Source organism: Acidobacteriota bacterium (assembly GCA_012729555.1).
Classification (GTDB): Bacteria; Acidobacteriota; UBA6911; order UBA6911; family UBA6911; genus UBA6911.
The window spans coordinates 1-13,511 of sequence record JAAYCX010000072.1; the positions used below are offsets into that span (position 1 = coordinate 1).

Here is a 13,511-nt window from a genome sequence, read left to right on the forward strand (position 1 = left end):
GCGTCTTCGGCGTCGGAGAAGCCAGATTGACGTCGTACCCGGATACATCCTCCTGCGGAGGAGTTTCATGGACAATCCTGAGCGCCTTGGCCGGGCAGCTCGTAACACAGGCGGGTTCTCCATCGGGACCCCCCTTTTTGCTCCAGAAGGGCGCATCGATGCACAGGTCGCACTTGGAGGATTTGTTCTTGTAGGGATTCCAGACCGTTCGGCGCGGCCGTTGAGGGCAGAATTGGATGCACCGCTTGCAGCCATATTGCCATTTTCAGCATGGGCTGAAAAACCGGATTCTCGTGAAAATTGGAGGACATATCCCCCTTTGAGCTAAATAATGCTGGCCTATAACTCATAATATGACTAATATGTGAGCCATAAAAGAGGTTTCTATAACTCATGCCATGGAATTGGGAACTACCGGACTGGCCTGATTTTCGCTATGAAAGGAATCGACTGGAGTCGAGGGAAGCTCGCTTTCTGCATTCAGCTGGATTGATTTCGGGATTGATCAGGCATCTGGATCCCGGTGCCGGCGAACAATTGCGAATCGAACTGATCGGGGACGAAGCCGTTCAGACTTCCGCCATTGAAGGGGAAATCCTCGACCGCGAGAGTGTCCAATCTTCTCTTCGCCGTCAATTCGGTCTGCAGACTGACGACCGCCGGATACCGCCTGCAGAACAGGGCATCGCGGAGATGATGGTGGATCTCTATCGGACCTACGATCAACCATTAGCCCAGCCGATGCTTTATCGATGGCACCAGATGTTGATGAAGGGACGCACGGATCTTCGTGATATCGGCCGCTACCGGACTCATGAAGAATCGATGCAGGTGATAACAAACCGGATGGATCGTATAGAGGTTCATTTCGAGGCACCTCCGTCATCGGTTGTCCCCAAAGAGATGGCGCGATTCGCTGAGTGGTTTAATCGAACAACTCCCGGAGGCGAGTCTGCTTTGCCGCCGATTACCAGAGCCGGCATCGCACACCTGTATTTTGTCACCATACATCCCTTCGAAGATGGCAACGGCCGCATCGGTCGCGCGGTCTCCGAAAAAGCACTGTCGCAGGCGGTGGGTCATCCGACGCTCCTGGCGTTAGCGGATGCCATCAAACAGAGGCAAAAGGAATATTATCGAGCGCTGCAGGATGCCAACAAAACCAACGAGATTACACCATGGCTTGAGTGGTTTGCGGACACGGTTGTCCTGGCGCAGGAATCGACTCAGATCCGCGTCGAGTTTCTGATCGAGAAAGCAAAGCTGCTGAATCGACTGCGCGATCGACTGAATCCACGGCAGGAAAAGGCTTTGCTGCGAATGTTCGAAGAAGGCCCTGGCGGATTCAAGGGCGGCATGAGCGCAGAGAAGTATATTCGCATCACATCGACTTCTCGCGCCACGGCCACCCGCGACTTGCAGGATCTTGTCGCAAAGGGCGCGCTTATTCGCCGCGGCGAGCGGAAACACACGCGCTATTTTTTGGGAGTTGATCCAGTCATCCGTAATCTTGGCGCTTAGCGCCAGACCCCACTCCTCCGGTATTCCCTTCCCCCTCCCCTCTACTGATAAGCCTCATTATGTCGACTGCGAAAGCACCCTCTTGACTATGGGGGGCATTTAAATCGAAGATCGGGGCGATCGACATCGATTTTGGCCGCACCCGTTTATATTCATGGCGATTCATTGTCGGGCACGGCAGGGGCGACGGGTGGCGGGCGGATCGGGAGGCCCAGACAGGCGAGGATTCTCGCGATGGTCTCGGCCGACTCGCACACGGCGCGTCGTCCCCAGGCTTCGAGCACGGCGGCCGGACACCCCATGGGTCTCTCCTTCCGGCGGTGATGACGCCGGATCTTCCCTCCCCGTATCCAATGGGGCCAAGTGTGTTTTGGGTGAAGGATTCTGGAATCAGGGGCCGACAGGGAAGCCGGCTGATCGAGATCGACATCCCGGGGCATTGACGCGGAGCCTTTTTATTGTTATTTAATCCCTTCGCCCGAGCGCGGGCGGAGAGTTATGCGCGCATCCCGAGGGCCGCGAGGCGCGGCGTACCCGCCCGGCCCCCGATCCCCCGGACCCGATGGAAGACGGACCGCGGGGGGATGGGAAGAGCGCGTTGGACGATGGCGCCGTCGGTGGTGATGATAGGGCCGACGCGCGGATGGAAACACTGGCAGTCGTTTCAAAGCGGAGCATCTTGGCGGTAGTCTGATGTCGGCTCGGGACCCCGGGCAACGGGGCCTTTGGAACGTTAAGGATTCAGGGTTGACGGATCGATGACGTCGGGGGATGTGTGCCCGGGCCGGCAGGCTCCGGGCGCAGCCTGCCGGAGTCCGACCGCCGCACTCCCCTCCTCGACGGGTCCTGCTTTAAAACCGCTGCCTCAAGCACGGAAGGACCTTTTATCCCATGGCGAACACCAGCAGACGGGCGACAGCCCTGCTCGCGGGCATCGGCATCGAGGCCTGCGCCGGCATCGGCTATGCCTGGAGCGTTTTTCAGAACCCCCTGATCGAAAAGTACGGCTGGACCACGTCGGCCGTCAGCGCGGCCTTTACCCTTTTCATCCTGGCGGGGGCGATCGCGCCCCTGGTCGGGAAACTCCAGGAGTACCTCAGGACCAGGACGATCGTGCTGATCGGGGCCGCGCTGTACGGCGTGAGCCTCTACGCCACCGGCACGGTCAGTTCCATCCCCGCCCTCTATCTCAGCTTCGGCCTGGGGGTGGGCGTGGGGACCACGACCATCTACCCGCTGATGATTTCCTACATGGTCAAGCTCTTCCCCGAGAAGAAGGGGCTGATCTCGGGGGTCATGGTGGCCAGCTACGGTTCGGGCGCCGTCCTGCTCGCCCCCGCGGGAGCCTGGCTGGCGTCCCAGTACGGGATCGGCAACGCCTTTAAAATCCTGGGAGTGGGGCTGTTTGTCATCATCGCCGCCGCCTCCCGGCTGATCGCCGACACCCGTGACATCCGGACCGGGATGCACAAGGTGGCGCCCTCGGCCTCCCCCGCCCCGGCGGCGCGGGATCTGACCTGGCGCCGGATGCTCGCGACCCCCCAGTTTTACGTCGCCTTCGCCGCGCTCACGATCGGGGCCACCTCCGGGCTCATGATCCTGGGGCACGCCTCCCCGATGATCCAGTCGGCCATGGGGATCCCGGCGCAGCAGGCGGCCTTCATCGTCAGCATCCTGGCCGCGTCCAACACCATCGGGAGGCTGTTTCTGGGCGGTGTTTCGGACCGGATCGGCCGCTACCCCCTGATGATGATGCTCTTCGCCTGCTCGACCCTGTCGTTCGTGGCGCTGGCGGCTTCGGGCTGGGTCCCGCTCTTTCTCGCCGGCGTGCTCCTCGTCGAACTCTGTTACGGGGGCTACATCGCCCTGATCGCGCCCGTCACCGCCGACCTGTTCGGAACCCGGCACCTGAGCATCAACTACGGGCTCATGTTCATCTCCTTCGCCATCGGCGGCGTGATCGGCCCCCGGATCGCCGCCGTCACCAAGGAAATGCACGGCGGCAGTTACCAGATGGCCTTCGTCATCGCCGCCGCCCTTTGCCTCGTGGGTCTCGGGCTCGCCCTGGCCGCGGGGAGGATGCAGCGCCGGCAGCGGGACGCGGCGGAGGATTCGGAACCGATCGCGGCCTGAGGCTCACGCTTCGGGCGACCGGGCGCCCCGCTCGAGCCGGCGCCGGAATTCGCCCGAACTGACGACCCGGGCCCCGAGCACCCTCGCCTGGCGCGCGAGCGCCCGGTCGGAGGTCACCACGCACACCTGATCGCCGTCGCCGTGGCGGTACAGGCGCTCGAGGATGAGTTCGTCCGCGCTCGAGCCGCGGCGCGCGTACAGGGTGGTCAGGGGCGAAGTGTCCATTTCCACCGCGGTCTGATCCGGGGTGCCGGCGGGCGCGGCGTCGAAGACCAGGAGGTGCGCCTCGTTTTCCCGCCGGGCGAAGCGCTCGACCTCCTCCCGCAGGCGCCGCTGCGCCGCGGGCTTGTCGCGGTGCCACCCCACCCGCTGCCCCATCACGTTGTTGCCGTCCACGATGACCATGGTTTCATTATACCCCGGCCTCGCCGCCTTGACCCGGGAACGCCCTTTCCGTTAGGGTAGTCCCGAAATCACAACCGGGAAGAGGGAGCCCTGCCATGCCGAAACGATCGGGAATCTTCGCCTTCATCGCGCTTTGCCTGACCCTGGCCGGCGCCGCCTGCCGGAAACCCGTTGCGGAAACCGCCTGCGACCGCGCCTGCCTCGAAGGTTATGTCGACCGCTACCTGGACGCGATGCTGGCCCACGAGCCGGACCCGGGGCTGTTTTCCCCCGGCTGGCGCTTCACCGAAAACGGCGTCCGGCTCGAACCGGGGGAGGGGCTCTGGGCCAGCATGACGGGGAAAGGGAGCTACCGGCTCTATGTCCCCGACGTGAAGAGCGGGCAGGTGGGCTTTTTCGGGACGGCCAGGGAGGAGAGCGAGCGGCCGGGGGAGGGGGACCCGGTCGCCGTCGCGCTGCGCCTCCGGATCCGTTCCGGCCGCATCGACGAGGCCGAGCAACTCGTGCTCCGGGCGGACAGCGCGGCGGGAGAGGACTTCCCCCCGGCGGGGATCAGCGTGGAGCGGCTCGGGGCTCCCCACCCGCTCTTCAGGGAGGAAATCCCCGAGGACGGGCGGATGACGCGCGGGGACCTGGTCCGGACGGCCAACATGTATTTCTCGGGGATGCAGCAGAATGACGGCAGGGGGGTCTATCTCTTCACCGATGACTGCGACCGGCTGGAAAACGGGGTGCGCACGACCAACGTGCCGCTGGCACCGGGGGAGCCCAGACCCGACCCCCGAACGGCGACCTCCTACTCCTCGTCGTGGAGCTGCCGGGAGCAGTTCGAGTCGGGACTGCTCCATTTCGTGTCGCGCATCCGCGACCGCCGGTTCGCGGCAGTGGACCGGGAGCGGGGGCTCGTCTTCGCCTTCGCCTTCTTCGACCACGGCGCCGGGAAGACGCGGCACTTCACGACCCCCTCGGGCCGCGAGGTGACCCTGGGCCCGGTGACCCCGTGGACCTGGCAGATCGCGGAGGTGTTCCGGATCGAGAACGGCCGGATCCGCCGCATCGAGGCGCTGTCGCACAAGTGCCCCTACGGGATGAACTCGGGCTGGAGCAGCTGGGAGGAAGGGCGCTCCGACGAGGCCCGGGTCCTCGAATAAGCGGGGCAGCCACCCGATCCCGTGCGGGAAAGGGGGGATTCCCAGCTATGACTCCGTGCCGTAGGAGATTTCGAGGCGGCCGATGGCGCGGCGCGCGATCCCGAGCACCAGCGCCGTGAGGAGGAGGAGGCCGAGGATCGAACCCGCGCGGGAGGCCGGCTCCGCGGGGGCCAAAAGCAGCTGCAGGAGGGCGGGCAGGTCCCGGCCCGGCGGCGCGGGGACCGGGCAGAGCGACTGCAGGTAATGAAGCACGCTCAGTTTCTGGAGAACCCGGGGGAGGAAGGGGTGGATCGCTTCCCAGCCGAGCAGGACGGCCGCGGGAAGGATCGGGTTGCGCACGAGCAGCCCCGCCGCCAGAAAGACGCTGCCGTACCCCACGCACCCCAGGGCCGCCGCCAGGGCGTACCAGAAGGCGTGGGCCATCCCGCTCCCCCGCCAGTAGGCCTCGACCTCCGCCGGGTCGTGAGTCCACAGGAGCACCAGCAGGCAGAGGAGCGCGCCTCCGGCGAAAATCACCGTCGACGCGATCAGCCCGGCGCCGTATTTTCCCGCCAGGAGCACCCCGCGCCGCGCGGGGGCGAGCAGCCAGCAGTGCAGGGTCCTGTCGAGCATCTCTCCCCGGAAGAGGTTCATGAAGATGCCCAGGCAGCCGAAGAAAACGGCCAGGCGCAGGTAGAAGTACTGGAACACCCCCGCGAAGATCGTGCGGTCCCCCTCGAAATCGCGCAGCGGGCGGATGTCCGTGGAGGCGAGCGCTCCGTCGGCGAACTCCAGCCGGGCCTCGCGCCGCCCGTCGAAGTATGTCAGCGCCCGGTGGGCCGTGATCTCGTCGACGAGGCGCGCACCGGTGCCCTCGACCACGGTCGTGAACAGCCGGTTATCCGCGCTGGTCTGGACGCTGAAGAGACGGGTGTTGAGTTCTTCCGGCTCCCCCCCGGCGCCGGCGTGCCGGATCACCACGCGCCGGACCTCGCGCGCCGCGCCGAGGTCGACCTGCAGATAGGGACGCCCCCCCCGGGAGCACCAGCGATCCGTCGGGCCTCCCGCGACGCTGCCGTTGAACGCCTTTTCCGGCCCTTCCCCGGCGCTGCAGGGGGGGCTGGAGGTGGCCGGGCGCCCCAGCGCCAGGTTTTCCGGGCCGTCGCCGTAGACCTCGAATTCGTAGATCCGCGCCGTCCGGTCGCTGCCATAGGCCGGCTGCAGGATGTTGAGCCGGACATAGCGGGCCTCGACGGCGGGCTGGATCGGATGCCGGGTGACCCCGTCGCGTTCCGAGGCGTCGCGCACGCGCCGGGAGGTCACCCACTGGCGGTCATAGACCGGCCTGCCGAGCCGCTCGAGCACCTCCGCGGGCGCCTGGCCCTCCCGGAGCCCGTCGACGAGGGGGGCGGGGGTCAGGCCGCCGGCCGAAAGCCTCGACTCGCGCAGGCGGGCCTGGAGACTGCCGCCCAGGAAGATGAGGGAGGGGAGCAGGGCCAGGCCGTAGACCCAGAAGGCGCGCCGGGAGACAAACGCGCGCCGCAGTTCGATCCTGGCAATGGTCCATGCCTGCCGGGCCCGGTCCAGATTGTGCATCCTACCTCCCCGCACCGATCAGGTATTCGTAAAGGGCGTCCGTGTTCTCGTCCGCGGGGATGACGCTCTCGATCCGCTCCCCTTCGAGGGCCATGCAGCCGAGGGCGCGCGCGAACCGTTCGCGGTCGCGCGTCAGCACCCGGAGCCCCGTCCGATCCTCGAGGAGCCGGACCTCGACGACGTGGCTCCCGCCGAACAGCCGGGCCGCCAGGCGCGAGGCGTCCTCGCAGCGGACGATATACTGGCACGGCTGCTCGCGAATCTCCTCCCGGACATCGCGGATCTTCCCCTCGGCGACCACCATCCCGTTGGCGATCAGGATCACCCGGTCGCTGACCAGGTCCACCTCCCGGAGGACGTGGCTCGAGAGGATGACGTGGCGTCCCTGGGCGGCCCAGGAGCGGAAAAGCTCGATGGTCGCCGCGCGCACCAGGGGATCCAGGCCGTTGAGCGGCTCGTCGAGCAGGAGCAGGTCGGGCTCGTGGGCGATCGCCTGCGCCAGGCGGACGCGCTGCCGCATCCCCTTGGAATAGGATTCCATCCGCCGGTGCGCCGCTTCCTCGAGCCCCAGCCGCCCGAGCGCGTTCCAGGCCATTTCCTCGGCCTGGCTCCTCCCGTACCCGTACAGGAGCAGCCCGGCGGTGAGGAAGCCGTGGCCGGTGGCCCGGCGCGGCGCCGCGTCGTACTGGGTGGCATACCCCGTGATGCGCATCAGCCGTTCGGGGTCGCGGGGGGAGATGCCGCGCATGAGGACCGACCCGCTGTCGGGCAGGATCAGCCCCGTCATCAGGTTCAGCAGGGTGGTCTTCCCCGAGCCGTTCGGTCCCACCAGGCTGGTGATCCCCGGCGGGATGGCCAGGCTGACGCGGTTCACCCCGAGCACCTCGCCGTAGAATTTCGACACTTCGTCCAGGATCACCTCGGGGCCGGTCACGCCGTCACCTCCACGGGGCGCAGCCTCCGCGCGAGGAGGGCCAGGAGCAGGAGGGCGATAGTCACGAGCGCCGCGGCGGACTCCCATGCTCCCGGCCCCGCGGGGGGATCCACCCCGAGCAGGGCGTACCACAACCGGCGCGCCGCCCAGGCCGGATTCAGGACGCCGGCCCAGGTGGACCGGAAGACGGCGTTGATCATCGCGGTGGCGCCCCCCAGGACGAAGAAGAAGCCGAGCACGAGGCCCCCGGCCACCACCCGCATCTTCACGGCTGCCGACGCCGCCAGCGCCACGAGGCTCACCAGGAGGATCCATGCGCCGAGTCCCGCGACGATGCCCGCGCCGAGCCGCCAGTTGGCGCCCGCCCAGCCCCCGCCGGCCATCCCCGCCTGGATCCCGAACAGGACCAGGCCCGGGACCCACGTGACCAGGGAGAGGAGGCCGGAGAGCGTCAGGAGCCGCCCGAGGATGTACGCGGCCCGGGAGAGCGGGCGGCTGAAATAGAGCTGCAGGGCGTTGTCGGCGAGATCGGGCGCGATCAGGCCGGGCCCGGCCAGGGCCGCGACGAGGACGGCGAGGACGGCCTGCACCCTCATGAACACGATGAAGAAGGGTCCGCCGATCCCGGCCAGGTCCCGGAGCGGCCGGGCCATCCCCCCGAGCAGTTCCGCCTGGTGGCTGACGTAGATGTACAGGGCGCAGAGCAGGGGCCAGACCAGGGCGGCCATCAGCAGGGCGACGATCAGCCGCTCCGCGAACAGGCGCCGCCAGGCCACCCGCGGCAGCACCCAGAAACGCTCCCACCGTCCCGTAACCGGCCCCGCGTACCGCCGATATCCCATCCTGTAGACGGCCATCGAATCGCTCCCCCTTCCCCGCCCGCCTTCAGGAACGCGGCGGTGCGTCCCCGGCTTCCCCCGGCGTGTGGGTGATACGGCCCATCGCCTTCAGAAAGATCTCCTCCAGCGTATCGCGCCGGTGCGCGAGCTTGCGCACGAGCAGCCCCTGCCGCGCCAGCAGCCCCCAGAGCGCGTCGATGGCGACCTCGGGCGGGAGGACGATGCGCCAGCGGCCGCCCCCTTCGGTGATCCCGTGGGCGCCGGCCGCCTCCAGCGCCCCGCCGAGACCCGCGTCCCGGCCCATCACCTCGAGCTCGATGAAACGCCGGTTCGAGCGCCGCTCCTCCTCGAGGTTGCACGCGTGCACGATCCCGCCCTCGCGCATGATGACGGCCTCGTCGCACACCTCCTCGACATCGCCGAGGAGGTGGGAGGAGAGGAGGACGTTCATCCCCTGCTCCTCCTTCATTTCGCGGATGAGCCGGAGCATGCGCCGGCGCGCCGCGGGGTCCAGCCCGTTGGTCGGCTCGTCGAGCACCACCAGGTCGGGGCCGTGGATGATGGCCTGGGCCAGCCGCGCCATCTGCCGCATTCCCAGGCTGTAGGTGCCCAGTTCGCGGTAACGCGCTTCCCCGAGGCCCACCTGGAACAGTGTCCGGTGGGCCCGCTCCAGGGCGGCCTTTGCGGGGAGCCCCGAAAGCCGGGCCATGAGGGTGAGGAAGGAGACGGCCGACATGTTGCCGATGAAGGCGTCGGTCTCCGGCATGTAGCCCACGCGCCGCTGCACCTCGCGGCGCTCCTTCCGGCAATCGCATCCGAGAACCAGGGCCCTCCCGGCCGCCGGCCGGTGGAATCCGAGCAGGGTCCGGATCAGGGTCGATTTGCCGGCGCCGTTGGGCCCGAGCAGCCCGATGACCCTGCCGACTCCGGAAACGCCGAGGCGGCAGGAGATCCCGCGGAGGATCTCCCGCCGCCCCAGTCTCACCCTGAGATCATCCAGTTCGACAACGGTCGACGTCATGAAGCGCCCATACCCCCCGGCCTGCGGCCGCCCCGGGGCATCCCTACGGATTCCGTGGGAGGTTCTGCAGGAGCATCAGGTCCATCATCAGCCCCGTTAATCGATTACGGCTGGACGCACGGATTTGTTCCCCGGTCGTGCTGAAAACCACCAGCACCGGCTCGCGCTCCTCGAGCAGGGTTCGGAGCACCGGGTCGGCCGTCAGCCCGGCGTAGCCTTCGAAGGCCCCTTTCGTGTCGAGCCAGGCGAAGCCGGACGGATGGAGTCCCATCGATGCGGGGAGCCGCGTCCGGAACTGGTGCGACCAGACCAGGGCCGAACCGCCCCCCCGCGTGGCGATCGCCCGCAGGGCGGCGCCGCGATCGGAAGCCGCCACCAGATAGCCGCGGTCGTAGGTCCATACGAGGGGGACGGGGCCCGAAGCGGGTTGGAGCGACATCCAGGTCCGCCCGCCCGATGCCTCCTGCTCCACGAAGATCCGCCCCGGCCGGCCGGCCGCCTCGCTGGCCTCGTTGCAGGCCCGGGCCAGGGCGCGGATCGCTCCGTCGAGACGGGCCGGGTCGTGGACCAGGGTGGCCATGACCCAGCCCAGCCCCGCGGTCGAGACGCTCTCGATTCCCACCGCCGACTCCGTCCCGATCGACGCGGCGATGTCGCCCGAAAAGCTGAGGCCGAGTTTTGCTTCCGCCTCGGCGAGGCGTCCGGCCGCCAAGGGATCGGACTGCGTCGCCAGCCGCAGCATCTCCCCGAAGACCTGCTCCGGCTCGCGCATGGAAACGTAGCCGGCCGCGAGCACGCCGGAGGGGAGGTATTCGGCCGCGCCGCCCGACCCGGCCTCCGCCAGCACCGACGCCATGCCGGTCCGCGGGCCCGCAAACGCGAGCGTCAGGTCGTTCTCCTCGACCCCCTGCGGGGCGCGCCGCTCCAGAAACAGGTGCCGCGCCCGGCTGATCCCGGCGACATCGGCCGGGGAACCGCCCGGGGAGGCCGTCGAGGCGAGAATCGACTCGAGATCGAGCGCGAGCAGCCAGCCCGCGCCGCGCGCGTACCGCTCCCCGATCGCCCGGATAAAGGGCGTTTCCCCGCCCCGGCCCAGACCGGCCACCACCCGTTCGAGGTGTGCTTCGGAATCGGAGAGGACCAGGAGCGTGTCCGCGAAACGATAGGCCGGCGCCCGGCCGCCGCCCGGGCCGGCGAGCGCCTCCAGCACGGTGGCGATGTCGGCCTCCCTCCCGGGCTGCACCTCCGCGAGGATCATGGGGAGGCTCGCGTCCCCGGCGGCGCCGCCGCGGGACCATCCAAAGACGATTTCATCGGCGCAGAGATGCGCCGCGGATTCCAGGTGCCCGAGCAGCCGTCGCAGGGAGCGCCCGGAATCGGACGTCCACCACGACTCGAAAGCGGGGTTGGCGGCCGCCTGCTGGTCGGCGAACTCGAGCGTCCGGCCGACGGTGTCGCCGATGTTGGGCATGGCGCCGTAGACGACGGTTGCAGGGGGGAGGAGGTGCAGCAGCCGCGACCGGGTGCGCAGCTCCGGCGAGGGGAGGAGCGCCACCTGTTTCTCTATCTGCGCCAGCGAGGCCAGGATCCCGAGATAGGTCCCGGCGTCAGGGCTCCAGGCCACCGCCTCGGGAACCGACCGGATCAGCGCCGGGCTGGAGGCCGCCTGCTGCCCCGGGCCGAGGAGCGTTTCGCCCCCGCCCTGGGCCACCGCCACACTCCCCTCCACGACGGAGACCAGGGTCCCGCCGAGTCCCGAGGAAACGGCAAAGACCGTCCCCTTGACCGAGGCCGTCGCATCGCGCGTCTCGACCCGCAGCCGGCCGCGGCGCTGCCTGGCCGCCTGCACGATGACGTCGCCGCGCTCGAGCCGGACGACCCGGCCGCTCCGGGCGGCGTGGACCGAAAGCTCGGTGCGCTCGTTGACCTCCACCAGGGAACCGTCGGCCAAGCGGAGGACGGCCCGCGAGCCGGGACCGGTGCGCACCACCTCGTCCTCCCCGATCTCCGCCCCCGGCGCCAGGACCCCCTGCGGGAGGAGGTACAGGCTCCCGGTGACCGAAGCCACCGTGGCACGCGGACCGCCCGGCGCCAGCAGCGAATCCAGGTGCGCCCGGCCCAGGTAGGCGATCCCCAGGAAAAGCGCCGCCGCCGCGGCCCAGGTGCCCCAGCGGGGCCAGCGCGCGGCGCGCCGCGGCTGGGGCGCCGCCGTCCGTTCCCCCCTTTGCGCGGCCAGGGCCGCCCGGCAGCCGGCGCAGCGGCCCAGGTGGTCCTCCAGCAGAAGCCGGGGGCCGGACTCGAGTGTCCCGTCCGCATACTCCTGAAACCGCGCCCGGAAATCGGCGCAGAGGGCGGCCTCCGAGAGCCGGCCCCACACGCGGTCACGGGCGCGGGCCAGTTCCCCGTCGTCCGCGGTCTCGTTCCTCATCGCCTCCAAAGCCTTGTCCAATCGCTCTTCTGACATCGCCGCCTCCTAACGTTCCAGTTCCATCTGCAGGGCATGCCGGATACGGTGGAGCCGGACGGCTATGTTGTTCTTGTCCTGCCCGAACATGCGCGCCAGTTCGCCGTTGGTGAATCCTTCCACGTGCCGCAACAGAAACAGGAGCGCGTCCTCCGGCTGCAATCCGGCGATCGCGCGGCGCAGCCGCTCCTTGAGCAGCACCTCCGTTTCCCGCGCCGCGGGCGCCGGGGCGCCATCGAGCCCGGTTTCCGCCCGCACCCTCCTGCGGCGCAGGAGGTCGATCGCGGCGTTGGCCGCCGCGCGCCGGAAAAATGCCTCCGGCATGCGCGCGTAGTCCCGCCCATGCTCCCGGTCGAGAACCCGGAGAAAGACGGTCTGGACCACGTCCTCGGCGTCCGCCGGGTTCCCGGTGACGCGGAGCGCCGTGCGGTAGACCGCGGCGAAGTGGCTTTCGTACAGTTCGGCGAAAGTCGATGATGGAGTCATGGCGACCGCCTGCGCGCTCATGAAATTCGCGGCTGTTCCCATATCCCTGCCCTCGAACCCATAACGCGCCGGCGCCCCGATTATTACAGACTCTATGCCCGGGCCCCGGAAATGGAACAGGCAGGCCGCATATCAGCCCCTAAATAGCCGAGGATCTATTTCTATCTGTCGGCCAGGATGTCTTTCCCCTGATCAGTTCCATTCCCATCCAGATGATGACTGCGTAAGCGATATAAATGGGTTTGACCAGTCCGATCTGGGGAATCATGAATTCAGGGATCGCGAGGATGCTGGCTCCAAGGAGCAGCCATCCGAGAATTGGGCGGAATACCTTCGTTTTTATGATGGCCCATCCGGCAAAAAGTACGGCCCACATGCCTGCATGACCGCCCGCATTGTGCAAGCCGTTGAATATGGCATCGAGGGCCCTGTAGGCGGAAGCATCCCGGGCTGGCGCGATCAGCTGCATGCCCGTTATCCAGATCACCACTTCCATGATTCCCATGGCAGCGGCCGCTGATATGGCTATCAGCATGATGCGCGTGAGATAAGGGGCGCCGGCGTGCATGCGCTCATGAAGAGCCAGAAAAAAAACCATCAACAAAAGGGAGCAGGCTTCAATCAATACCAGGCAGATATTTGAAGGAGCAGGGTCCGCCGAATAGGCCTCCATCGCCTTGACCGGATCGTCTGGAAGACCGGAGTAGTGGTATATCAAAACGGCCGAAAACCATACAAAGATGGAAGCAATCGCGGCAACCCCGCCGATTTTCTGAAGTTTCATAAATCCTCCTCTTCCCGAAGTCGGATTTTTTGACGGCAAACCTTGTTTTTAACCCGAATAATTCATGAAGTGATAAAACAAAAAGCCCCTTCGTTCGTATAACTACTTGACGCCAATCAAGTTGCATACGGCAAAAGAGGCTTTTTGATGACTCAATCTACCACACAGCCTGTACTTTTCGGAACACATTTTCACAGA

General features: G+C 67.3%; 12 protein-coding genes. 3 read left to right on the top strand and 9 right to left on the bottom strand.

Features of this window, described 5'->3' with window-relative positions; translation table 11 throughout:
- The first annotated feature begins 393 nt into the window (after window positions 1-393).
- Window positions 394-1,521 (top strand): Fic family protein, encoded by a 1,128-nt coding sequence (locus GXY47_12900; protein NLV32041.1) that lies wholly within the window; start codon window positions 394-396, stop codon window positions 1,519-1,521.
- Window positions 1,522-1,673: 152 nt separating this feature from the next.
- Here the strand turns inward: GXY47_12900 and GXY47_12905 are convergent, their stop codons facing one another.
- Window positions 1,674-1,823 (bottom strand): hypothetical protein, encoded by a 150-nt coding sequence (locus GXY47_12905; protein NLV32042.1) that lies wholly within the window; start codon window positions 1,821-1,823, stop codon window positions 1,674-1,676.
- A 589-nt stretch (window positions 1,824-2,412) separates the two neighbouring features.
- Here GXY47_12905 and GXY47_12910 point away from each other — a divergent pair.
- Window positions 2,413-3,654, top strand: a complete 1,242-nt coding sequence (locus GXY47_12910) for an OFA family MFS transporter (GenBank protein NLV32043.1) — start codon at window positions 2,413-2,415, stop codon at window positions 3,652-3,654.
- Between the two features lie 3 nt (window positions 3,655-3,657).
- Here GXY47_12910 and GXY47_12915 read toward each other — a convergent pair whose 3' ends face one another.
- The gene (locus GXY47_12915) at window positions 3,658-4,059 is read right to left on the bottom strand and encodes an NYN domain-containing protein (GenBank protein ID NLV32044.1); all 402 of its coding nucleotides are present in this window, start codon (window positions 4,057-4,059) and stop codon (window positions 3,658-3,660) included.
- A gap of 95 nt (window positions 4,060-4,154) precedes the next feature.
- Between GXY47_12915 and GXY47_12920 the strand changes: the two genes are divergently transcribed.
- On the top strand, window positions 4,155-5,210 hold the full coding sequence (locus GXY47_12920; protein NLV32045.1) for a hypothetical protein: 1,056 nt from the start codon (window positions 4,155-4,157) through the stop codon (window positions 5,208-5,210).
- A 45-nt stretch (window positions 5,211-5,255) separates the two neighbouring features.
- Here GXY47_12920 and GXY47_12925 read toward each other — a convergent pair whose 3' ends face one another.
- From GXY47_12925 to GXY47_12955, 7 genes are all read right to left on the bottom strand, one after another.
- A complete protein-coding gene (locus GXY47_12925) occupies window positions 5,256-6,785 on the bottom strand; it encodes a discoidin domain-containing protein (GenBank protein NLV32046.1) in 1,530 nt (509 codons plus the stop codon).
- Between the two features lies 1 nt (window position 6,786).
- Window positions 6,787-7,806 (bottom strand): ABC transporter ATP-binding protein, encoded by a 1,020-nt coding sequence (locus tag GXY47_12930; GenBank protein NLV32047.1) that lies wholly within the window; start codon window positions 7,804-7,806, stop codon window positions 6,787-6,789.
- On the bottom strand, window positions 7,716-8,576 hold the full coding sequence (locus GXY47_12935) for a hypothetical protein (GenBank protein NLV32048.1): 861 nt from the start codon (window positions 8,574-8,576) through the stop codon (window positions 7,716-7,718). Before GXY47_12935 ends, GXY47_12930 begins: the two co-directional genes overlap by 91 nt.
- Before the next feature lie 28 nt (window positions 8,577-8,604).
- A complete protein-coding gene (locus tag GXY47_12940; protein NLV32049.1) occupies window positions 8,605-9,579 on the bottom strand; it encodes an ABC transporter ATP-binding protein in 975 nt (324 codons plus the stop codon).
- Between the two features lie 43 nt (window positions 9,580-9,622).
- A complete protein-coding gene (locus GXY47_12945; GenBank protein NLV32050.1) occupies window positions 9,623-12,043 on the bottom strand; it encodes a hypothetical protein in 2,421 nt (806 codons plus the stop codon).
- 9 nt (window positions 12,044-12,052) lie between these two features.
- On the bottom strand, window positions 12,053-12,571 hold the full coding sequence (locus GXY47_12950) for a sigma-70 family RNA polymerase sigma factor (protein ID NLV32051.1): 519 nt from the start codon (window positions 12,569-12,571) through the stop codon (window positions 12,053-12,055).
- 97 nt (window positions 12,572-12,668) lie between these two features.
- Window positions 12,669-13,313, bottom strand: a complete 645-nt coding sequence (locus GXY47_12955) for a DUF4386 family protein (protein ID NLV32052.1) — start codon at window positions 13,311-13,313, stop codon at window positions 12,669-12,671.
- Window positions 13,314-13,511: the final 198 nt, after the last annotated feature.